Source organism: Enterobacter sp. MGH 24 (assembly GCF_000493015.1).
Taxonomy (GTDB): Bacteria; Pseudomonadota; Gammaproteobacteria; order Enterobacterales; family Enterobacteriaceae; genus Enterobacter.
The window spans coordinates 4,716,295-4,736,514 of sequence record NZ_KI535657.1; the positions used below are offsets into that span (position 1 = coordinate 4,716,295).

Genomic DNA, 20,220 nt, shown 5'->3' on the forward strand with positions numbered 1-20,220 from the left:
AATCAAAAAAAGGTGAGCATTGCTCACCTTTTTTATTTACTCCGAATCGATGTCTTTTAGTTCGTTTTCGATCGCCTTCGCGTTTGGATTCTCTTCTGGCTTCAGCTTACCGCCGTTGGCAATAAAGTCATGATTCTGGAAGTACGCTTCACGTACCATAATGTACGGGTCAGAAGACTGGCGCAGCAGACCATCCGAGTCGAGCAGTTGCGCGCGAGTTTCAATCCCTTCCACCGTCCATTTACCCACCGACAGCGGCCAGGTCAGCCACGACAGAACTGGATACAGCGTATCGACCATATCACCGCCGTCATCACGCACGGTGAAGCTGCCATAGAACGGCAGATGAACGTAAGGGCCGTAGCCGACACCATAATGTCCCAGCGTACTACCAAAACGGTGCGGCTGTTCACGCTGCAGTTTCGGGTTCGCCATGCCTGCGACATCAATAAAGCCCCCCATCCCCAGAATGGAGTTCAGGAAGAAGCGGGTAAAGTGGACCATCCCCTGATACGGGTCACCCTGCAGGAAATAGTTCACCATTACCGCAGGCTCTTCGAGGTTGCTGGTAAAGTTACTTAGCCCGTTACGCGCAGGTTGTGGAACATAATCGCGCCATGCTACTGCCACCGGACGAACCACATACGGGTCCAGTACGTTGTAGTTGAAGCTATACATTGAGCGGTTAAATCCTTCGAGAGGATCGGAGCGTCCCGTTTGCTCACCGGAGCTGGCGCAGCCCACAAGCATCGTCGCGCCAAGCGCAAGCGCCGACAGCCGAAGTTTCATAAATATCTCCCTGTTCAGTATGGCTATCGTTGATTGCCATCCGTAACGGAGCCGTTGACGCTCCGTCTGTAAACGTGCAAGCGATTGTAACAGCACGTTTACCGATGTCTATGAGCACAATTACGGGCAGTAATCACCGTGACTCTGATCTCAGCATAGCCTGGCTTTTGGAATTCGTTTCGCTGCCAATTTTATAATGTCTTTGAAAGAGATGTATCACCTTTGTTGTCATTGCCGCCAATTTAAGAGCATCCCCACAGGCATCCCGATAAAAGCCGCTACGCTTAACAGAAAGATCAACCTCCGGGAGCAAATATGAAAGACGTGAATGAAGAAAAAATTGGCGAGAACACTGAGGATCTTGAAATTGAAAGCGAGGAGAAAGCGCGCGGTGAGAAGATAGAAATTGACGAAGATCGCCTCCCCTCCCGCGCGATGGCCATCCACGAGCATATACGTCAGGATGGCGAAAAAGAGATGGAGCGCGACGCGATGGCCCTCTTCTGGTCAGCTATCGCTGCCGGGCTCTCAATGGGCGCGTCACTCCTCGCAAAAGGGATATTTCATGTTCAACTCGAAGGCGTACCCGGCGGATTTTTACTGGAAAATCTCGGCTATACCTTCGGCTTTATTATTGTCATCATGGCCCGCCAGCAGCTGTTTACTGAAAACACGGTGACTGCCGTTCTGCCGGTGATGCAAAACCCCACCCTCGGCAATTTCGGTTTATTGATGCGTCTATGGAGCGTAGTCCTGCTGGGTAATATTATCGGCACGGGCATCGCGGCATGGGCGTTTGAATATATGCCGATCTTTGATGAACCCACCCGGGATGCGTTTGTGAAAATTGGCATGGATGTGATGAAAAACACCCCGGTCGAGATGTTCTCAAATGCCATCATCTCTGGCTGGATTATCGCCACGATGGTCTGGATGTTTCCTTCAGCGGGGAGCGCTAAAATCGTGGTGATCATACTCATGACCTGGCTGATTGCGCTGGCAGACACCACGCATATTGTGGTCGGCACCGTGGAAATCCTCTATCTGGTCTTTAACGGTACGCTTCACTGGAGCGATTTTTTCTGGCCGTTCGCCCTTCCGACGCTGGCGGGAAATATCTGCGGCGGAACGTTTATCTTCGCGCTTTTAAGCCATGCCCAAATCCGTAACGACATGTCGAACAAACGCAAAGCGGAGCTTAAGGCACGGGAAAATGATGATAAATCGACAAAAAAATCGACCTGAATGGTGACTCTTTGAGCAGTCAGGCGGCGATGTGCTTAACGCAAAGTGTAAATAACGCTATACTCGTGCCGCCTCGTCCCCTTAGTTAAATGGATATAACGAGCCCCTCCTAAGGGCTAGTTGCAGGTTCGATTCCTGCAGGGGACACTTTAACCTCCTCGCTTTTTCCAGCATATTCACCTGTCCGCCGCCAGCATTCACTGAGCAGAAGAACCCTGTTTTATCAGAGCATACCGCGCTGCCAGTTGTTTAAGATGCAGTTCCAGTTGGGTCTTTTCAGCTTCAGGAAGCGCATCTCCTGCAGGATACTGCGACAAACGTCTAAGTTGCTCTTCAGCCGGTATCGCATGGTTAAATGTCTGCATAGTTGAAAAAACCACGGATTTAAGCTCGCTCACCGTTATATATTTTCCTTTTTGTTCATCCAGACTACTCAGGCGATTACTCAATTGCTGAAGCTTCATCATTCCCTGATACCAGCTATTCATTGCGTCGACAGGCAATGCAGCCGCGTTAAATTTCTGCTGCCACTGCATGGTGAGCGGTTTCGCCTCATCCGGCCGCAATGTCTGGAGTTGTGCTAACAGCTGAAGGCTGTAGGAGATATTCCAGTCAGGAGGCAGTTTATCCAGTCGGGCAAGCTGCTGCTGTGTGTCTGTGACAAACGTGGCCGGTAAAGCACCTCGCTGTATTAACGCGTCTTGCTGAACAGGCGTAAGCACTTCAGGTAACGGCGCCAGCGAGGCAAAAGCCTGAGTCGTTAAGGGATCGGGCCTGGAGAGAAAGCCCCCTCCCCACGCTACGGCGATGCATACCACCAGCGTAGAACCCATCCCGGCGACAAAGGGTTTCCATAGTCTGACTGACCCGTGCGCTGTCGTACGTTCCTCGGCATTCGTCTGATTTTCCGGCTGCACAACATAGATCCATTTCACTTCGTCAATCGGTTCTGCCCTCTCCTGAGGTAATTCGCGACCGGGCATTATGATCGCATTCAAATCTGATGCGTCATTACTGCTTTCCATCCGTTCAGCACTTGAACGTATCAACGTTCGTAACGTATCGAACTGGCTAAGGTGTTTGAGCTCAAGGCGCTGGAGCACCGCACAGAGGCTGGTAAGCAACGCTTCAGCACTGTAAAGCTCACTGAGATGGCTGCTGTTGAGTGGAAGCATACGCATACGCTGTTGCAGGCGCTGGCTCAGGCCGGTAAGAATTTCCAGACGAGCGCGTAGCGTCTGCGGCCAGAAAACGTCCCACTGGTGGCTAATCAGGGCCTCCAGTATCGCCAGCCCTTCGTTCAGGCCAGCTAATCCAGACAGGTGAGTCCGGGCAAGGGTGTACCAGGCCGCAGTCTGCAACTCCACACCGTTTTGTTCAAACAGAGAGAGACAGAGTCTTTCGACATATTGCCAGTTCACATCCGGGCGAGCTGGATGCGTCAGCTTGCTGAGTTCATCGCGGAGGGCGGCGTAATCTGGCAGCGTGCGCGGGTCACCGCCGGTTTTTAGCGTTATATGTGTGGTCATCCTGGAGGGCCTGCATATCGGTGTGGTGAATTTCGTCAGTTGATCTGTAAGGCTATTTGGCGATTAAAAATGCAATGACTCATAAAAGGAATAAATGTTATCGCTATGGCAGCAGCGCTAAAATCAGACCGTAAAAAATAGCTTCATCAAATAGTTGTCCTGATCGGGATGAGGTGTCAGGGGGAGTAAAGAACCAGCCATTTACGCTCCCCACCCGCATGAACAGGCGTCCTTGAGAAATCACCTTGTCTCCGGAGCAGAAAGTTACCTCGACACAACCCGCGACGCCCTGTCCATACAGAAAGATTGGCATAAATTTGACCGCCCGGCTGTCATAGTGCAAAACGAGACCGGAGATCTCGAAAGCCCCGCCTTCAACCAGAAGATCCAGAACGGATACCGTCAGTGGCTCTACATTCAGTCCGGTATCTGTCAGCCACTCATCCATCTGTGTCTGAAGTTGCTCCACCCTCAGGCGAAACTCTGCAATATCAGCCTGGCTCTTACTGCCAGGAGAAGCCGGAACGGGTTGTCTGTCCTGAAGCTTCTTCAGGAACTGTGATTTTACGGACATGGTGTTATCAGACCTTATATACGGGTTGTTGTGTCGAGATACTGCTGTTGCCTGAGATGCCGCAACAGAACCCGTCCTTCGGGCATAAACTCAGTGCCGTAGCGCACCAGACCAATCCCTTTAAGTTCGGCGTCAATGGCATAGCGCAACTCGCCGGGTACGTTCTGCTCCAGCAGAACAACGTCTATCTTTTTCAGGCGCGGCTCATATTTGAGCAGGACGGCAGACAATATGCCCATAAGCTCATGGGCCGTTCCCGGCATCCCCTGCAGGATTTTCGTCATATCGGGCAACCCATAGTCAGGCAGATGCGCCAGCGTGCCGGCGCGACAGTTGAGAACGCGCTGCATGTTGTCTAATACCGAGAGAATGACCTGATTCTGATCGCTCACCTGATGCAGGTCGAGGCCGCCGGTGAAGTTGCCATAAAGTGTTTCATACAATGAAGGACGAGATGAATCACTCATTTTTCAGCGCCTTCAGGGTCAGGCGGTTATTGCCCGCTTCGATGACGCGCGCCCTATCCGGATCAAGGTCATCGCGGCTCAGTACGACACGCCAGGTGTTGTTTTCCTGATCTGGTGACATAAACATCCCGGCCACCGCCACGTACTGCGCACTTTCCTCCATCGGCATATCAACCGGTACCGCCCCGCCCGGCTGCAGGCGGATATCTTTCTCCGCTACCAGGTCTGCTTTAATGGCCTGACTGTCAGCCTTAAACAGTGACGGATAGTCCGTGCTGTCGAAGGTTTTGCGGTCTTTAAGCTGGTAAATACGTACCACCGTCGACAGTGCCACACCGCCAGCATTGCTGTTGACGGCCTCACGGGCGCGGATATCAAGGTGGAGGGTTTTTACCTGTTTGTAAAAAATCGATTTAGTCACGGCAACGGTGCCGTCTGTCACTTTTTGAGTCAGCCCACAGCCAGCCAGCATCAGTGTGATACCGGCGGCCAGCGCAATCAGAGGAAATTTACCAGCGGTAATCGCCATCTTCATCGGTCTCCCTGCGGTGAATATTTTCCTGTACCCGCTCATAGCGGCCCAGATTAATGGTGATCGTTTTGGGGGTTGATGCGGTCTTAGCCGCATTCAGCGGTCGCATCACGGCAGTGCGGCCCAGCTGCACCGCCCCGGCGTTGGGTTTACTGCTCATGGTCGCGTCAGGCAGCAGCGTTCGGTCGACGCACAGCTGCAGGCGGACATCGAGTCGTGCCCCAAGATACACGTGCAGCAGCGCCATCAGGTCCGTGTGAAGCTCCCCACCCGGTAACCAGCCCTGCACTTCTGCCGGGTCAGTGGTGGTGAGATGCATCAGCACCTGACTGTTTACGTCGGTGGCATAGCTGCCCATCACCGGACGGTTTGTCAGGGTGACGGGCTGACTGACGCTCATGGTCAGGAGCTTCTTCAGCGGCACACGGCGTTTGTCGTAGTGCCAGACTTTCGCCTGCGTGTTGGGTGCCAGCAGGCGCACCAGCGAGGCCATGCCTTCCGCGGTACGCCCCGGCAGCAACATGACCGGCAGTAGTGCCAGAAAGCGCGAAGCCGGGGTCGCGATATTGTCCGTGCAGCCGTTAATCCCGAGCCCGGCCAGCCCCAGAAGATACTGCGAGGTGTTGTCCTTACCGCCTTCCTCAAAGGTTGCCGGGTAGGAATATTTACGCCAGATGCGGTAGTACTGTGCTATCAGCCGGTGGTTGAAGATATCGAGGAAATCCGCAGTGGCCTCATACCCTTCCCGTCGCTGGGTAATGTCATCGATATAGTGCGTCGGCAGCGGGGACTCCACGCCGTAGAGCCCCATAAAGGTGATACGTACCGTCGGCGAAAGATGCGGGTACTCAGCAGCTTCGAATGACCTGATTTCTGAAGCCGGGAAGCCCATCCCCGGGTGCGGTCGAAAACGTACCGGCTCATGACGTACCTGCCAGGTGCTGCCCGTAACCGGTTTGTCCGGCTGGCTCTGCTCCAGCAACTGACAGAAGCGGTAAAAGTTGATATATGGCAGCCGGTCACCCAGCCGCTCCATCAGCCTGGCAGGCGCGGACTGTGATTCTCTTTCCACCGGATGCATTTTCCTTCTGGCTGAACGATGAGGGTGAGTTGGTTGAACTGGTTCATATCGGCATACAACGCAAAAAACCGGTTAAGCATTTCACCGAACAGATGAATATCGCCCTCACCGGTAAAACCATTGCTGTCGAGGGTCACTTCGATATCCAGGCCCCGTAGCAGATAGCCCTGCTCAAAGCGCTGAAGACGATGATGCTCCACATGCTGAATCGCCTCAAGGCGCCGGGTGTTCAGTTCATCTTCCTGCCAGTTATAGAGTGCCAGCGTCCCGCGCAGCACTTCGGCGGTGCTCATCATGTTCAGAAATCCGGAACCGAGGTGGCTTAATACCCGCCAGTGGAAACGGTCTTCCGCAGGCGGGTAAACCGGCAGCGTCGGCTTACAGAGGTTTCTTACCGACAGCGGCGTCTGTACCACCTGCTCACAGCGATCCAGCAGCGTACTCTGTAATGCCCGGCGCGGTAACTGACCGTTGGTACCGGTGATTTGCAGTGACACGGCTTCGCGCTCAAACAGGCGGTCATCTTCCCACTGGTGCCCGCCGAGGATAAGCCAGGTGTCATATAGCCCGGTGACACCGCGCTTAACGCGGGTGTGGTAATAGCGGGGCGGCGCATGACGGCGCATCATTCCCCCCTTGTGGCGGAAGCTGCTGAACGGCACGTATTCGGCATCACTGGTACGGTTTGAACCGGTAACCGAATCCACCGAATAAATCTCCGTATGTCCGTCCTGCAGTCGCTTAGGACGTAGCAGGTACTCGCTTTCAAGCCCGGTAATGGTGAGCGGGTCAGCTTCCAGCGTGAACAAGTTAATCACCGGCACACAGTGCAGACGAACCGCGTCGTCGGTGACCGGCAGGTCTGATGGCCACGGCGTGCTGAACACAACTTCGATGTCGAAGTACTCCGCCCCGGCAGGCGGCGTGATGCCCTTAAGGCCGTTGAGATGTACAAACATAAACTTGTCGCGGAAGGTGAAATACTCCAGCAGAAGCTGGTAGCCGCTGAAGGCGGTATCACCCTTCGGCCACAGTCCATCATCCTCCGCAAATCCTCCCGGCGAGAAGTACCCGTCAAGGCGAATGCGGTCGGTTTGCCCGGGCAGGCGCATATACAGGGCAGCCTGTCGCCTGGTCAGCATCAGATGTAACTGACTGCTGACAGGCGCATCCGCGCCGAGATAGAGACTCAGGTGGCTGAGATCGGCATGAGACCAGTCCGCCTGTGTGCTGCAGGCAAAGCGCATCCGCAGCAGCGAACGCCCGTCAGGCTCGGTGGTCATGGTCAGCCCGGAGATATTCAGCGGGTTGAGCATCACATCGCGGGTGGTGCGGTAGCGGCAGACTGTATTCTTAGGCCCTACCGGGCGGGAGTACACTTCCAGACCCGCGGGCATCACTTCTGCCATCTTAACAGTCTGAAGCGCAGGCGTGAACGCAACCACCGAGAGTGACGGAATGGTTTGCAGGTAGTGTGGCCAGAGCATACTGACCAGCCCTTCGGTCAGTTCCGGCAGGTCGTCGTCGATCTTCTCCCGTAGCCGTCCCATTGAGAAAGCAAAGCCTTCGAACAGCCGTTCAACATACGGATCGGGTGTGCCGGCCTTATCCAGGTCGAGCATCGCTGCGCGATCGGGGTGGGTTTGCGCGAACTCTTTCGCGGCTTCACGCAGGTAGCGCATTTCCGCGTCGTAATAACGCAGGGTCAAATCTTCCATTTATTTCTGTTCCTGTGGATTTAACCGCAAAGCACGGCGGCACGGGCTGGATCGACTGCTATCAGCCCGGCAAGTAACTGGTCCATTACCGGTGTAAGGCGGGCCTTATCAGCCTCACTGCGACCGGCTTTCAGGCGCAGGAGTTTCAGATGGCGGGCCTGTACCTCGAACAACAGCTCAGGCTCCCAGTTGCTGAGCGTCACGTCTCTGGCGCGATCACCCAGTTCAGCAAACAGATGCATCGCCAGCTCATTTTTACCGTACTGCTCAGCAATGCGGCCCATTAGCAGACGCAATAGCCACTTTTGACGATCGGTGGTCACACCCGGGCGCTTCTGTAGCCAGGCCAGCGCGACGTCCGGGCCTTCATTGTCCGCCAGCGCCAAGGCTTCCGGCTCCAGCGCCAGAATGTCATCATTGCTGGCAGGCATCTGTACGGATGGGGTGTCATTGCCCCACCCGCCAGTTGTGTCCATCACGCTTTGCTGGATCCAATTCAGGGTTACTTCATCCGCAAATGGCGTTCCGTCACTGAACGCGAGGGTTTCCAGACCGCTCAGGCGGGTCAGTAACCCTTTCAGGTCAGCGGCTATAATGCCAGCCAGAGTGTCCTGACCTGATTTCGCCAGGGCCTGGTAGATGTACCACTGCAAATCCAGCCAAAGATGATTAGCACCACGGGAAAAAGTGCTATCTGCCGTGTCCAGCATCTCAACCCAGTTCTGCTGCAAGTAGAGGCGTTTCAGTAGCGCGCGCTGGTCTGCTCTTGGCGGTTCGATGCGGGTACGGCCCTGTGCATCCGGGGCAGGAATGGCCCGCAAGGTATCGTGACGCAAGCTTTTCATTAGATGGTGTGCTGACAGCCAGCCGTCCGGCTGTTCGCGCAGATATTCGGCCAGCGTACGGGCCTGTGCCAGCAAATCCTGACCGGAGGTAATACGTCCTATGACCGGGGCATCGTAGTGGCTGGCTGTCGTAGGGGTTTCGCTGGCGCTGGCGTTCTGCGGAACAACCGCATCCACACCACCCGCTTTCTGCAAGCGGCTTTCAAGAGCACCATACAGCGTATTGAGTTCCGGTCGGGTATCATCCGGCTCATTTTCCGTCAGTTGCTCAATCAGCAGCAGTGCTCCGGTGGTACGCACCGCATCGATCCTGACCACTTCCGGGTACAGGGAAAGAGAGTCAGTCATTCGCGATCCCGCCAGCCATTCCAGTGCCGCCTTACGGCTGCGGTCACGCTGCGGATGCAACTGTGGTCCAAAGCGCTCCAGCAGACCGGCCAGCAGTTCAAGTCCTTCAGCCAGTCCCTGCTCGCCTTCGCGGTGCAGCTTCGCCCAGCAGTAGTACGTCGCGACGCGAATGTCTTTCGCGGTAGTGGTCAGCAACTTCTCCGCCAGCCGGCAGATGAGTTCGGTATCCGCGCCGGAGAGTTTGTTAACCTCTTCGCGCATCTGCTGGAAGTCATCGTCATAGCCGGGCTCTTCGCCAGCGGGCGATGAACCGGACAGCGGCTGCAGCCAGTTGTCCCACTGCGCCACGCGCTCACGGGTGGCCGCGAGCAGAGGTTCCTGCTCAGTCTGGCAGGCGCTGAGTAAGGCATTGAGCGTGCTCATCAGTATACGTCCTCTGTATCATTTCCTGTGCTGGCTATTTGGTCTGATGCTGCCATGATTGTCGTGCTGAAAATGGTCGACGGCAGACGGAAATTACGCAGCTTCAGCAGCGCTAGCGGGCCCTCTCCCGCTTCGGTACGCAGGGTATAATTGAGAGTGCGACCGTCCTGAGCCGTCCAGCTCAGGCTGTAGCTGCTACCCACGCCCGGATAAGCACTGACGGCGGCTTTGTCGAGCAGTCGGATCCAGCCCCAGGCGCCTGGAATATCCGCATACTGACGGGTGCCTGCCTGGGTGCTTATCCAGCTTAAGTTCGCACCAGGAGCCTCAGTATCCGCAGGCCAGGTGAAGCGCTTCCAGGCTGGCATCTGGTTAACGTATACCAGCTTCTGGCTGTCGATAATCATGGTGGTCTGCATCACGCCATCGGCAGTACCTGGACGTAGTTCGAAGTTCATCCCGGCATTGCCTTCGGTGAAGGCCACATCCGAGATATGACTCAGGGTGTTAATGGCATTGAGGAACTCTGGGTTAAAGGCCAGTCCCTGCGAGTTGATGCTGTCCGGCACCCAATGGTTCCCTTCTTTGTGCAGCACGCCTTTGAGACGGGTCTGCAGGAACTGAGCGATACGCCCGGAATCCGCGTTGAGGTATTTGGCCAGCAGCGGCAACGAGACATCACTACTTGAGTTGTTAAACGGATAGCGGCTACCAAAGGCACTGTTCCACTCAGCCACTACCGCCTGCTGCCACTGGGCATTGAGGCTGTCGGCCGCCGGGGTCAGCACCTGCTGCCAGGCCTGCTCCATTGGATTCACAAACACCGTTCGACCAAAGCCGCTCCACTCCTGCCCCAGACCGGCGGCAATCAGGCTGCCGTAGTCGCGGGTTTCGGTGAGGTCCACAGCTTTCCCCTGAAATACGGTCTGGGCAATGGTCTGGGTCATCGCCTGCGGGTCGGCGGCATTGGTCACCTGCTGCAGACGCAGACGCACCTGCGTCACACGCGTCAGGTACGACTGCAGACTCAGCTCCTGTGCTCCCGTGTGATTTTTGTCCATCAGTGCCAGGACCGGGCCAAAGGTCGCATCCAGCGGGCCATGAACACCGGCACTTTGGTCAATGGCATCTTTGTTGTCGCCACCCAGCAGATTTTTGGCTGATTTCACCAGTGAATCTGATATTGCTTCGCCTGTCTGTCCGGTACGCCCCTGAACGTTCAGAGTGTTCATCAGCGCCACCAGAGGCGACTGACGCACGTCGGCCATCAGGGTCAGCTGGTCAATGGAGTCCGACAGCGTGGTGGCCTGGTTCCAGCGCAGGCTGTTGAGAAACTCCAGCCAGGCGCCGCCAAAATCGGCAAAATAACGCTCCGTCAGGCGATTTTTAAGTGCTTCCGGCGAGGTTTCGTCCTGCTTATTCACCTGACGCTTGCTGTCCGTTAGCACCCAGTCAAGCTCGTCCCGGCGTGCCTTCACCACCTTTTCTATAGCAGGTTGCACGGCCTGCTCCCAGGCCTGGCGGGTGAACATCCCCGGTACGATTTCGGTGGTGCTGAACAGGCGGGCAGCATCGGTATCGCCGGTCATGTCTTCGAGGCGCATATCGACATACAGATGCGCCACCTGAGAGAGCATCTTCTGATACAACGTCGATTCACTGTTACGCACGCCCATCAGGCGAACCAGCAGGGAGCGTGCCTGGCTGACCATGTTTTCATCGGCTCGCAGTTTCCACTCAGGATGTGTGAGCAACTGTGCGCCATAGAATGACAGCAGCGATGGCCCCATTCCCTGCCAGGCACCATCTTTCACGCCATCACGCTTCGGCCAGTCCTGCAGCAACGCAGAACTGAACCAGGATGCATCCATATGTTGCGGGCGGGCCAGCATCAGATAGAGTTTGAGCTGGTCATAAGTGGTTCTGGCCATCTGCTCGCGCAGCGGGCTGCCCGGTGGCAACGCATTAAAGGCATTCAGTTGTCCCTGCAAATGGTCAGCGGCGGCATCCCGCAGCAGCGGCAATGCGCTGTCCTGGTAACGTGGCCAGAGTGCGGCCAGCAACGCATTGTTCTGGCTCAGCCCGGCCTTCTCGTACCACGGCACGCCGTGTTCTGAACGGTACTGCAGACGGGCCAGGTTTTTTTGCAGTTCAGACAGCGCGTTCAGGCGCTGCTCCAGAGGCTGATTCTGCCGGGCGACAAGTGCAGCCTGGGCATTAGCGCCGTCAATCTGGCTGCGGTTGGTGACATACGCAAGCCCCATCCACGCGGCCCAGCCCACCATCGACAGGGCGACAACCGACGCAAACACTTTGCGCCAGGGAATGCCGGGCTTGCGAGGACGCAGCCCGGCAGGAAGTGTCCGGACAGACTCAGGCAGGACATCCCAGCGTTTATCCATGCCCCAGTGGTGCGGCACGGCACGTTCGGCACCGGCTGAAGGCTGACTGAACACCACGCCGGCCAGCGGCAGCGGGCGATACGGATTGAGCATCACCGACAGCGGTGCGGTCACGCTTTCCGGCTCACGAATGAGCTGGTCGGCAAGCGTCAGCAGGAAGTTATGTTTCACTTCACCGCAGGTCTGCTGAAGACCCCGTGAAGTCAAATCCGGCGTCAGGGCGGAGAGTTGTTCTGCCAGCCCTTCGGTATGGTAACCGGCAGGTAACAGACAGCCGGTTGCCTGCGTAATACGCCCTTCCGGCTTACCGGCGCGCGGGTGCAGGGACCAGACATACAGCGGGAGCTGCCAGCCAAGCGCCTCCATGCGTGCGCTGATGGCGTGAGACAGGGAATCCATGGTGCTTTCAGACGGTACCGGCAGCGGCGGCTCCAGCCCTGGTGCTGAAAGCTGGTCAAAGGCAGAGGTGACCCACACCAGCCCATCTACCGGGCGACGGCGCAGTTTACGCAGCGCTGTAAGCCAGGCACTGTCTGCTGGCGTATTGAGATCACCGCCCCACAGCAACAGTGTGCCGCGGTCTTCCTGCCAGAGCTGAGCTGTAAGACCTGGAGTCAGTTGTTCGACCTCAGAGACGGTGCCAGTGACCAGCAGGATGCGTGTTTTACGGGCCCAGCGACGACCGTAGAGGTTACGCATGGCGTCACGGATTGTATCAACGGTGACATTGCGTGGTGCTGTCTGCTTGACGCGGCCTTCATCGGCCGGCAGGACACTTTTACGCTTCCCCTGAAAACGCGACCACTGTTGTTTAATCGCGAGACTCATGATTTTGCCATGGCGGACAAGCAAAAGAAGGATTATAGCTGCCACAGATCCCAGCAACTTTAGTCCATTGCTTGTCAGTCCGAACGCATCACCCTTTTTCCAGATGACCAATCCTATCGCAACAGCAATTAGTGTGGTAATGCTGAGGTGACCCCAGTTACCACGCCACACTGAACTATCCTTCGCCATTCATCAGATTCCCTGTAGTTACGGTATTTACAAATCGCTGCTCTTTGTCATCCGAAAGCATCAGGCAATCTTCTTTTGTGAGCAGAGCTATATCACTGACGACGGCGGCCATAATCCACGGTGAGAAGGGACCACTGAGTCCGGCATATTTTTCCAGCCAGTGGCACTGCTGGGGTTTCCAGCTGCCTCCATATTGTTTTGCACTGGTCAGTAGAGCAGAAAAATCATCGCCCCACTCCATGCTGTCACCCACAATTGCACGCGCAGCAATAGCCTGTGACTGGGTCGAGAAAAAGGTATCGAGCTCTTTACTCAGCATTTGGGTTGATTCAATCGACATAGGCCGAAGCAGACGAGCGTGATGGTTTAGCTGATACTTCGTTGCGACGTCATCAGAAGTCAGCATTAAAGCCGAGAGCGAATCACTGTACTCATTCCCTCCCTGAGTCTGGTGAACCAACAAAAGCTCAACATCCAGAATCGGGGCTTTAAGGCGTTCGCCCACCCAATCGAAGGCCCGGCCATTAAGAATCGTCAGTAACGGTACGGGGTAGGCCATTCCAACTAACTGGAGCCAGCATGCTGTAAATTCTCTCTGCAATCTCTCATCAGGATCGTGTGAATCAGTCAGTAAGGTTGCGTGGAAAGGGAGGTCTGATAAGCGCTGTAATGCTGATATGTCCAGGCCCCCAATCAATGCTGAAAAAGTATCTTCGCCAGCAGGTAACGTTATTCTCCGAGAAAGAGAGCTTCTCTGCTCGAGATCTCTGGGGGCCTGCAGAAATGTTGATGGTGTCAATTTATCAGGCAGAATAACCCGGCTATACAGAACCGCCAGATAACGCCCGGCCCAGGAAACCCATTGCTGCTGTGCATAATCTGCTTCATCAGATTCAAACTGGTGACGATCCATTGCGTGGTTATACATCCAGCCGCGAATACAAATCGTCACGAACCAGATCAAAAGAGGACTTCCGGCAACAATCCAGAGGTTAAATTTTTGCAATTCACCCAGAAACTGATTGGCGTGGAGTAAAAAGAGCAACCCTCCAGCAATAACAGCAACAAGGCATGCAATCAGCCAGATGACCAGTGAAGGCTCATCAGGTTCTGCAGCAATTGTGGCTTTCTGACGCTCCCAGCTCATAACTTATCCTACTGAACAATCCGGCGCACTGGAGATAACATGGCAGCCACATTCACATTCGCAGCCATCCACAACAACAGGTTTCCCATCAGAGATCCATTCTGGTGATCCTCCGATAATGGCATTAATACCATGACCTACAACAGGGCAATTAATCTCATCGCCAACAAGAGCTACTTTCTTTCCGTTCACAATCAAGGTCGAAGATGCAGATATAACCTCACCGCCGTGAGTAGTTTTATCTCCGAGCAATACAAATCCTTTGGACATATCACACCTAACAAATTAGTTTGTATGTTTTAATTGAGCCGACGGAACTGAATCCATCCTTTTTTGATTTGTGGAACAATATCATCATCGAGAAATGCAGAACAAATACCGAGTTCACCGACAGCGAAAATCGTTGTAGGGTAAGCTATTTCTATTCCATTTCGCTCTTCAGGGTCAGGCTCAGAATAATAAGGAAGGCCATTCTCTCTATAAGCATTAACATCCAAGTATTGATTGCAGTTTACGTTAAATCCATTATCATCAATTAATGACAACGGGACCAACTCATCCTTTTCAAACTTTAACTTTTTCCCTGAAATTCTCTTACCAACAAATATTTTTTCTGTAGTATCCTCTGTGACCATTCGAATAGTGCTTGAAGAAATAACCATATTCCCCTCAGAAAATCTAGCGCTAGCCCATCCAACCGTATTCAAATCAGACTCAACACTTTTCTGATAAAAATACACAGTCGGAACACCACCTTTAACTTCAACATATATTTCATTATCATCAGTAAACTTAGGAACAGGACTTAAGATATATTTATCCATAATTTTTCTGGGTTTGTTAGCTAAAACACCATACTCTTTCATAGCACCATACTCTTTATAAACCCAATATCCATAATACAGACCATCTTTTACCTTAATAGTATTGCAGAATGCAAAAAAAGGAACAACAACAATAAAAAACAATATTTTTTTCATTGTACAATCTCCACATGGAATGCTGGCTCACCGCGATTTTCAAAGGGACTGATATATTTCATTTTCCTTGGGTTATCTTTTGCATATTTTGTAATAGCCTTATCAAAAGCCCGCTGCAAAGCGGCAGGCAATAATTTTTTACTTATATCAAATACATTTCTCTGAGCATACGATTCAAGAGAAACGCAATGTTTTGAAACAAGACGTCCATCTTTTTGTAAAGAATTGACTTTATCAACCATGGCTTTTTTAACCTGATTCTCCTTACTTTTATCTATGCCACCCACAGCGATAGCTGCTTGTACAACCTCCCGTCCCGCAGCAGCATAATAATCAAGTTGGGATTGTATCCCCTTGTTTTTCATGTTCATATACATTGCATCGACTTGTTTTTCCGCGGTGCGCAACGTACTGGTGATCATAATCTTATGGACACCTGCGGATTTCATTATCCCTTTCATAATGTCAAGAGAATGATTAGTTACCAGATTTTTCAAACTAAGAGGAATATCTTTAGAAAAATCCACCACCGGTTCAAAGTCGTTAACCACAGATATTTTCTTTGCATTCCCCTCGGAAGTAGTCTGATGTTTCTCTGGATCACTTTTACTCCTACGAGCAACAGACTTATCCGTCGTCGTAGTTTTAATATGAATTACATTGCTTTTCTTTTCCGAGTCCGCAGACTTACTTCCTTTAGGCAACACAATATGACTTCTTGAATATTCTATAGCTGCTTTAGCATTAGCATTTTCAACCCCAACGTTTTTGAGGATCTCCTTTTTGGTTTGTTCAGAAACATAGCGGCTAACATACCCATGGTTTTGATTACCGTCAGGTATTTTCAATTTAGCACCCACGCGTAACATGTTTACGTTATGAATCTTATTAACTCTTGCTAACTTCTCAACTGATACGCCATGACTCTTAGCTATTGCTGATAAAGTGTCACCTTTCTTAACGGTATAAGTTAGAGTCTTATGCTTTTCATCGGTGTCTTTTCCACCAGTTGCTTTAGCTAATTCTTTGTAATTATCAGCAAGAATAGTAAACACAATTTCTGAACCTGCGATGGCATTGACTGATTCAGTCATCCCGTTTGCATCAGTCACGCCTTTGATAAAAACCAGAGATTTCTCATAGTCTGACACTAAATTTGGGCATGTTGAACTTGGAAATGGAGAGATTGCAGCAATATAATTTTTGTTCTTGAATGCTGTATTATTTCCCGTAGACAGTTTAAATTTAGTATTAACTTCAGTGTTTTTTAGCAACCCTTCCACAGCTGATAAACGCTTAGTTATATAAAGCGCCCACTTCTTGCCATCTGTACTTTTCTCACGTGTACCATCAAGATATTTCCCTAAGCTATAGGCACCATCGTGATGCAGTAAATAAAGCCACTCCCAGTATTCACTTTGATCTGATGTGTAACTCTCCATCACCTTCGACTTATTAAGTAAAAAGCAATAAATTACCGCATAACATCCTTTTTCAGCTTCAAAAACTTCTTCATTACGAAGATCTAGTTGAAAACCAAGAATGTCTTCAGATTGTGTCAATGCATCTTTGATAAAACCAACGGTTCCTTGTGCTAAACCAGCTGCACTAGTAGTCCCTGCTGCCGCATCGGGGTTAAATCCGGACTCGACCTTAGTTGTTAATAATATATATGATATCTCTTTATAACTTAATCCATAGCGGACAGCTATGGTAATTAGCATATCTATAATAGCATCCTGAACATCTTTATCAGCATCTCCTGTTGTACGGCTGTTACCTCTTAGCTTTCGGGATGTATCTATATCCGGATAGAGTGAGATTAAAGAAAATGGTTTAATCTGGTCATCGAAATATGCCTTTCCCTTTTTAGCGTTTAAATACTCATATAAATCAGACATATCATACCTCAGCGATTGCTAATAAAGTCTATATTTGTATTGTCGTATGGGTTTTCCATCTCTCGAGATCTAAGCTCAGAAAGCTTGTTACCTGTAATAAAGTTACCTGAAAGATCAATAAATGGAGCGTCAATATAGGACAACAATGAACCCTTTACGCTCTCCTCTTCATCCAGCCCAAGATGGTATCCGATCACAATATTTTCATTGTCATAGCATTTCATTGTGGTGGGAGCCCAATCACCAGGCTTAACTACATTATTGAAGGAATAACCCTGTTTTTCCAGGAGAGCTTTTTGGCTGTTCGGGATGTATGGCAAAGAAAACTCTTTATTATTCGTGCCGTTTTTTATTTCCAATTGGTAATTTTTGCAAATATTCTCCGTTGGGCTTTTTTGATTCACCTGGCATTCAGCACTGATCTTTACCAAAGCTGAGCCACATTGCATTTGTGCTGATTTAGCATTCCATGTGCCAGTTGCAAAAGAAAAAAATGGAGCCAGCAACATGCATAACAAAAATTTAAACTTAACAGTAATATCACGCACTTTTATTTTCCTCACAATCACTGCATTGACAACCACCATCCTGGAATGACATATCTGAAAATGATGAACAATGTACTCTATCCACAATATTCTCACTATCGTACCAATAATCACTTTGAATCATTTCAAGTTCAAAAGGCTCATTCGGGTTTGATGAGTAAACTGGAACTGTTTCACCGTTCTCGTCTGTTCTACCAAATAATTTCTGCCCATTACTCGATGTCAACACATATGCCGCAGCGGCAACTGGAACTCCTGCATCAGACGATGCAGTAAATTTCCCACTATATCCAGATGGAAACTGGGGCATAACACTACTCATGCTTACACTACCCATTTTCTGCGCATTGGCACATTTCCACAGGATATTACCTTCACAGCCCAGAATAATATTCTTACCCTGCAACTGGATGAACGACCCATCCAGATTTTTCAGCACGACATCTTTCGCCGCCGTGATCTCAATTCGCCCTTCTGTACTGGTTACGGTCACATCCTTTTTGGCTATCGCATCAAGCGCATCATCCTGAGCCTGAATTTCTACTTTTCCCTTAGCCGCAAAGAGTTTCATTCCGGCCTTACGGGCCAGCATACTCACGGCTTCACCTGCTGCTACGGTAAATCGTTTAAGTGCGCTAATGTCTGTATTCTGTTGCGACATGATCCCAATGCTGGCACTACCCGACGCCATACGAACCGCCTGCGGGCTGGTGATGCTGACTCCTTCAGGCGCATTTAGCACCATTCCTGGCTGGGCAAGGTCTTTAAGAGCATCAGTCAACTTCACCTGGCTCTGTATATCAGCAGGAAGTGCTTGTGCCGTTTCAGCGGCATCAGACAAACTTCTGGCAATACTCAGTGCATTTTCCAACTGGGCAATAGCTTCCTGCATCGAAAGCATCTTGTCCCCGGCAAACGGCTGTTTATCTGCTGTGATAAATACACCAGCTCCGCCGCGAACGGCCACCCATTTATCAGTACGTAACTCCGCACCTTCACCCCGAAATACCCTGTCAGCATCCACATTGTGACCCAGATTAAGCTGCGTCTTACCGCCGTACTCTGTACTGATCTTAACGTGTTCTTCTCCCCGCTTGTCTTCCATCCGCAGCTTGTTCAGGCCAGCCGTGCGGATAACGTTACGCGTGCTGTTGGCTTCAGTGACGTGGTCGACGTGGCGGGAGTCGTGAAGGGCATGGGCTATATACGGGCGATCCGGATCGCCCTCATGGAACGCAATGGCGACTTCAGTACCCTGTATCAGCGGGAAGTGGAAGCCGTACTTGTCGCCACCGTAAGGTTTGGCAAAACGCACCGGCATACTTTCCTGGCCCTGACGCTTATCATCGCGGTCAGCATCAAATTTTACCCGGTACATGCCCGATGCATCCTGCCAGGCGTAGATATCGTTATCTTTGGCGCTGGTCACGCGCGCCATCAGGGTGCCGCTGACCACCGGACGCTTTTTCGCGGCTGGACGCCAGCAACGGTTCTCGTAGTACGGCATGGCCGCCCATTCCACTTTCAGTGCGTTCTGACGACTGGCGGAGTAACCCGCGCTGATGATGACAAGACCGTTTTCGGTTTCACGTGGCAGCGTCGGCGGAATAGTAGTCTCGGTAATAGTCAGCACCTGGGCCGGACCCAGGGTATGGTCGGTACTGCTGCCGGTCACGGTGGTCTGGGTGGACAGGAAGCGCTCATGCTCCAGGCGTGCCCAGAAGTTACCGGTTTCTGCCGACGGTGTAATTTTGTCGCCACGTTCAAGGTGACGCGGGCGATAATAGTACACATCGCCGTAGGTGTTCCCCTCCCCGTCGCCGCGTGTCATGTCCGCCGGTACGGACATCAGGACGTTCTGGGCTTCGCGGTGGTTGTAATCGCTGGCGGTGACCGAGCGCTCCACTACGTTGTGCCACACATGCACGTCCCACACCGAGTCGACCGCATTGTCATTCGCCCCTGACGGGCTGTTCAGCGGTAGTTTCTTACCAAACGTCCACGCGCTCTGCTTGTCCGCAAAGTGCACCACTTCGGTCTGGGTATCAGGCTGCAGGGTGAAGAAGTAAAAAATCCCCACCTCCGCCAGCAGGCGTTCAATGAAGGCGAGGTCGTTTTCCTGATACTGGTTAATCTGCTCACGCTTTGGATAGTCGGCTTTGAGGGTAAACTCATATTCCCAGCCTTTGAGGCCATGTTCCTGCAGCACCTCAGCAACCACTTCCGGCACCGACTTGTTGACGAAAAAGCGATGGGTGCGGAACTGATTGCCCAGCAACGCCAGAAACGGCTCCAGCACGATGCAGTAATACGCTTCATCAGCGGAGCCACCGGTACGCTCGAAACGGGTCACCACCCCGTGAACCACCTTCCGCTCCGTCAGGGAAAGTAGGTTGCCCGCGCCCATGGTCAGGGTCGCGGGCTTGCTCAGCATCTGCCGGGCATCAATGTTCTTGTCGGCACTGGTGAAGTTGATGGTGTAGCTGTAAAGCTCGCTCATCGCTTCTGAGCCACTGAAGTCCTCCACGTCGATATCGGCAGTACAGGAAGGAATATCGAGACGGTAGCGATTCAGGGCTTTTCCGGTGACGGTGGCCACCATCGTGTTCAGGGTATCCGTCAGGCTCATGGCGTTGACTCCATTGTGTATTTGGTTATTCCGTCAGGGCTGGCG

16 protein-coding genes and 1 tRNA gene are annotated in these 20,220 nt (G+C 52.3%); 2 read left to right on the forward strand and 15 right to left on the reverse strand.

The genetic code is table 11. From position 1 onward, the window contains the following. Positions 1-36: 36 nt before the first annotated feature. The gene (gene mlaA / locus L370_RS00080; RefSeq protein ID WP_023336447.1) at positions 37-789 is read right to left on the reverse strand and encodes a phospholipid-binding lipoprotein MlaA; all 753 of its coding nucleotides are present in this window, start codon (positions 787-789) and stop codon (positions 37-39) included. Between the two features lie 315 nt (positions 790-1,104). On the opposite strand from mlaA, the gene L370_RS00075 reads away from it, so the two are divergent. Next, a complete protein-coding gene (locus tag L370_RS00075; RefSeq protein ID WP_023336448.1) occupies positions 1,105-2,034 on the forward strand; it encodes a formate/nitrite transporter family protein in 930 nt (309 codons plus the stop codon). Positions 2,035-2,109: 75 nt separating this feature from the next. After that, a tRNA-Arg gene (locus L370_RS00070) sits at positions 2,110-2,181 on the forward strand. 50 nt (positions 2,182-2,231) lie between these two features. Here the strand turns inward: L370_RS00070 and L370_RS00065 are convergent. The 14 genes from L370_RS00065 to L370_RS00005 all read right to left on the reverse strand — a co-directional run bounded on the left by L370_RS00065 (position 2,232) and on the right by L370_RS00005 (position 20,175). After that, positions 2,232-3,563, reverse strand: a complete 1,332-nt coding sequence (locus tag L370_RS00065; RefSeq protein WP_023336449.1) for a VasL domain-containing protein — start codon at positions 3,561-3,563, stop codon at positions 2,232-2,234. Between the two features lie 103 nt (positions 3,564-3,666). Continuing rightward, a complete protein-coding gene (locus L370_RS00060) occupies positions 3,667-4,137 on the reverse strand; it encodes a hypothetical protein (RefSeq protein ID WP_023336450.1) in 471 nt (156 codons plus the stop codon). 14 nt (positions 4,138-4,151) lie between these two features. Further along, a complete protein-coding gene (tssE, locus tag L370_RS00055) occupies positions 4,152-4,604 on the reverse strand; it encodes a type VI secretion system baseplate subunit TssE (protein WP_023336451.1) in 453 nt (150 codons plus the stop codon). After that, on the reverse strand, positions 4,597-5,133 hold the full coding sequence (gene tssJ, locus L370_RS00050) for a type VI secretion system lipoprotein TssJ (protein WP_023336452.1): 537 nt from the start codon (positions 5,131-5,133) through the stop codon (positions 4,597-4,599). The genes tssE and tssJ overlap by 8 nt, the downstream gene beginning before the upstream one ends. Next, the gene (gene tssG / locus L370_RS00045) at positions 5,114-6,217 is read right to left on the reverse strand and encodes a type VI secretion system baseplate subunit TssG (protein WP_032666639.1); all 1,104 of its coding nucleotides are present in this window, start codon (positions 6,215-6,217) and stop codon (positions 5,114-5,116) included. The genes tssJ and tssG overlap by 20 nt, the downstream gene beginning before the upstream one ends. Next, the gene (gene tssF, locus L370_RS00040; RefSeq protein ID WP_023336454.1) at positions 6,172-7,935 is read right to left on the reverse strand and encodes a type VI secretion system baseplate subunit TssF; all 1,764 of its coding nucleotides are present in this window, start codon (positions 7,933-7,935) and stop codon (positions 6,172-6,174) included. The genes tssG and tssF overlap by 46 nt, the downstream gene beginning before the upstream one ends. A gap of 20 nt (positions 7,936-7,955) precedes the next feature. Next, entirely contained in the window at positions 7,956-9,551 is a 1,596-nt protein-coding gene (tssA, locus tag L370_RS00035; RefSeq protein WP_023336455.1) for a type VI secretion system protein TssA, read from the reverse strand. After that, positions 9,551-12,970, reverse strand: coding sequence for an ImcF-related family protein (locus L370_RS00030; protein ID WP_023336456.1), 3,420 nt, complete (start codon positions 12,968-12,970; stop codon positions 9,551-9,553). The genes tssA and L370_RS00030 overlap by 1 nt, the downstream gene beginning before the upstream one ends. Next, positions 12,957-14,117 (reverse strand): hypothetical protein, encoded by a 1,161-nt coding sequence (locus L370_RS00025; RefSeq protein WP_023336457.1) that lies wholly within the window; start codon positions 14,115-14,117, stop codon positions 12,957-12,959. The genes L370_RS00030 and L370_RS00025 overlap by 14 nt, the downstream gene beginning before the upstream one ends. Positions 14,118-14,120: 3 nt before the next feature. Beyond that, positions 14,121-14,387 (reverse strand): PAAR domain-containing protein, encoded by a 267-nt coding sequence (locus L370_RS23120; RefSeq protein ID WP_071787471.1) that lies wholly within the window; start codon positions 14,385-14,387, stop codon positions 14,121-14,123. 29 nt (positions 14,388-14,416) lie between these two features. Next, the gene (locus tag L370_RS00020) at positions 14,417-15,097 is read right to left on the reverse strand and encodes a hypothetical protein (RefSeq protein WP_023336458.1); all 681 of its coding nucleotides are present in this window, start codon (positions 15,095-15,097) and stop codon (positions 14,417-14,419) included. Next, on the reverse strand, positions 15,094-16,998 hold the full coding sequence (locus L370_RS00015; RefSeq protein ID WP_023336459.1) for a LysM peptidoglycan-binding domain-containing protein: 1,905 nt from the start codon (positions 16,996-16,998) through the stop codon (positions 15,094-15,096). Before L370_RS00015 ends, L370_RS00020 begins: the two co-directional genes overlap by 4 nt. A gap of 8 nt (positions 16,999-17,006) precedes the next feature. Next, on the reverse strand, positions 17,007-17,546 hold the full coding sequence (locus L370_RS00010; protein WP_032666640.1) for a hypothetical protein: 540 nt from the start codon (positions 17,544-17,546) through the stop codon (positions 17,007-17,009). Further along, entirely contained in the window at positions 17,539-20,175 is a 2,637-nt protein-coding gene (locus L370_RS00005; protein WP_023336461.1) for a type VI secretion system Vgr family protein, read from the reverse strand. The genes L370_RS00010 and L370_RS00005 overlap by 8 nt, the downstream gene beginning before the upstream one ends. Positions 20,176-20,220 lie beyond the last annotated feature (45 nt).

Bases quoted from the DNA above. Each gene is read 5' to 3' on its own strand.
- L370_RS00020 (WP_023336458.1), bottom strand. From the start codon at position 15,097: ATGAAAAAAATATTGTTTTTTATTGTTGTTGTTCCTTTTTTTGCATTC.
- L370_RS00075 (WP_023336448.1), top strand. From the start codon at position 1,105: ATGAAAGACGTGAATGAAGAAAAAATTGGCGAGAACACTGAGGATCTT.
- L370_RS00025 (WP_023336457.1), bottom strand. From the start codon at position 14,117: ATGAGCTGGGAGCGTCAGAAAGCCACAATTGCTGCAGAACCTGATGAG.
- tssA (WP_023336455.1), bottom strand. From the start codon at position 9,551: ATGAGCACGCTCAATGCCTTACTCAGCGCCTGCCAGACTGAGCAGGAA.
- L370_RS00015 (WP_023336459.1), bottom strand. From the start codon at position 16,998: ATGTCTGATTTATATGAGTATTTAAACGCTAAAAAGGGAAAGGCATAT.
- L370_RS00065 (WP_023336449.1), bottom strand. From the start codon at position 3,563: ATGACCACACATATAACGCTAAAAACCGGCGGTGACCCGCGCACGCTG.
- L370_RS00060 (WP_023336450.1), bottom strand. From the start codon at position 4,137: ATGTCCGTAAAATCACAGTTCCTGAAGAAGCTTCAGGACAGACAACCC.
- tssG (WP_032666639.1), bottom strand. From the start codon at position 6,217: ATGCATCCGGTGGAAAGAGAATCACAGTCCGCGCCTGCCAGGCTGATG.
- mlaA (WP_023336447.1), bottom strand. From the start codon at position 789: ATGAAACTTCGGCTGTCGGCGCTTGCGCTTGGCGCGACGATGCTTGTG.
- L370_RS00005 (WP_023336461.1), bottom strand. From the start codon at position 20,175: ATGAGCCTGACGGATACCCTGAACACGATGGTGGCCACCGTCACCGGA.
- L370_RS00030 (WP_023336456.1), bottom strand. From the start codon at position 12,970: ATGGCGAAGGATAGTTCAGTGTGGCGTGGTAACTGGGGTCACCTCAGC.
- tssF (WP_023336454.1), bottom strand. From the start codon at position 7,935: ATGGAAGATTTGACCCTGCGTTATTACGACGCGGAAATGCGCTACCTG.
- tssE (WP_023336451.1), bottom strand. From the start codon at position 4,604: ATGAGTGATTCATCTCGTCCTTCATTGTATGAAACACTTTATGGCAAC.
- tssJ (WP_023336452.1), bottom strand. From the start codon at position 5,133: ATGGCGATTACCGCTGGTAAATTTCCTCTGATTGCGCTGGCCGCCGGT.
- L370_RS23120 (WP_071787471.1), bottom strand. From the start codon at position 14,387: ATGTCCAAAGGATTTGTATTGCTCGGAGATAAAACTACTCACGGCGGT.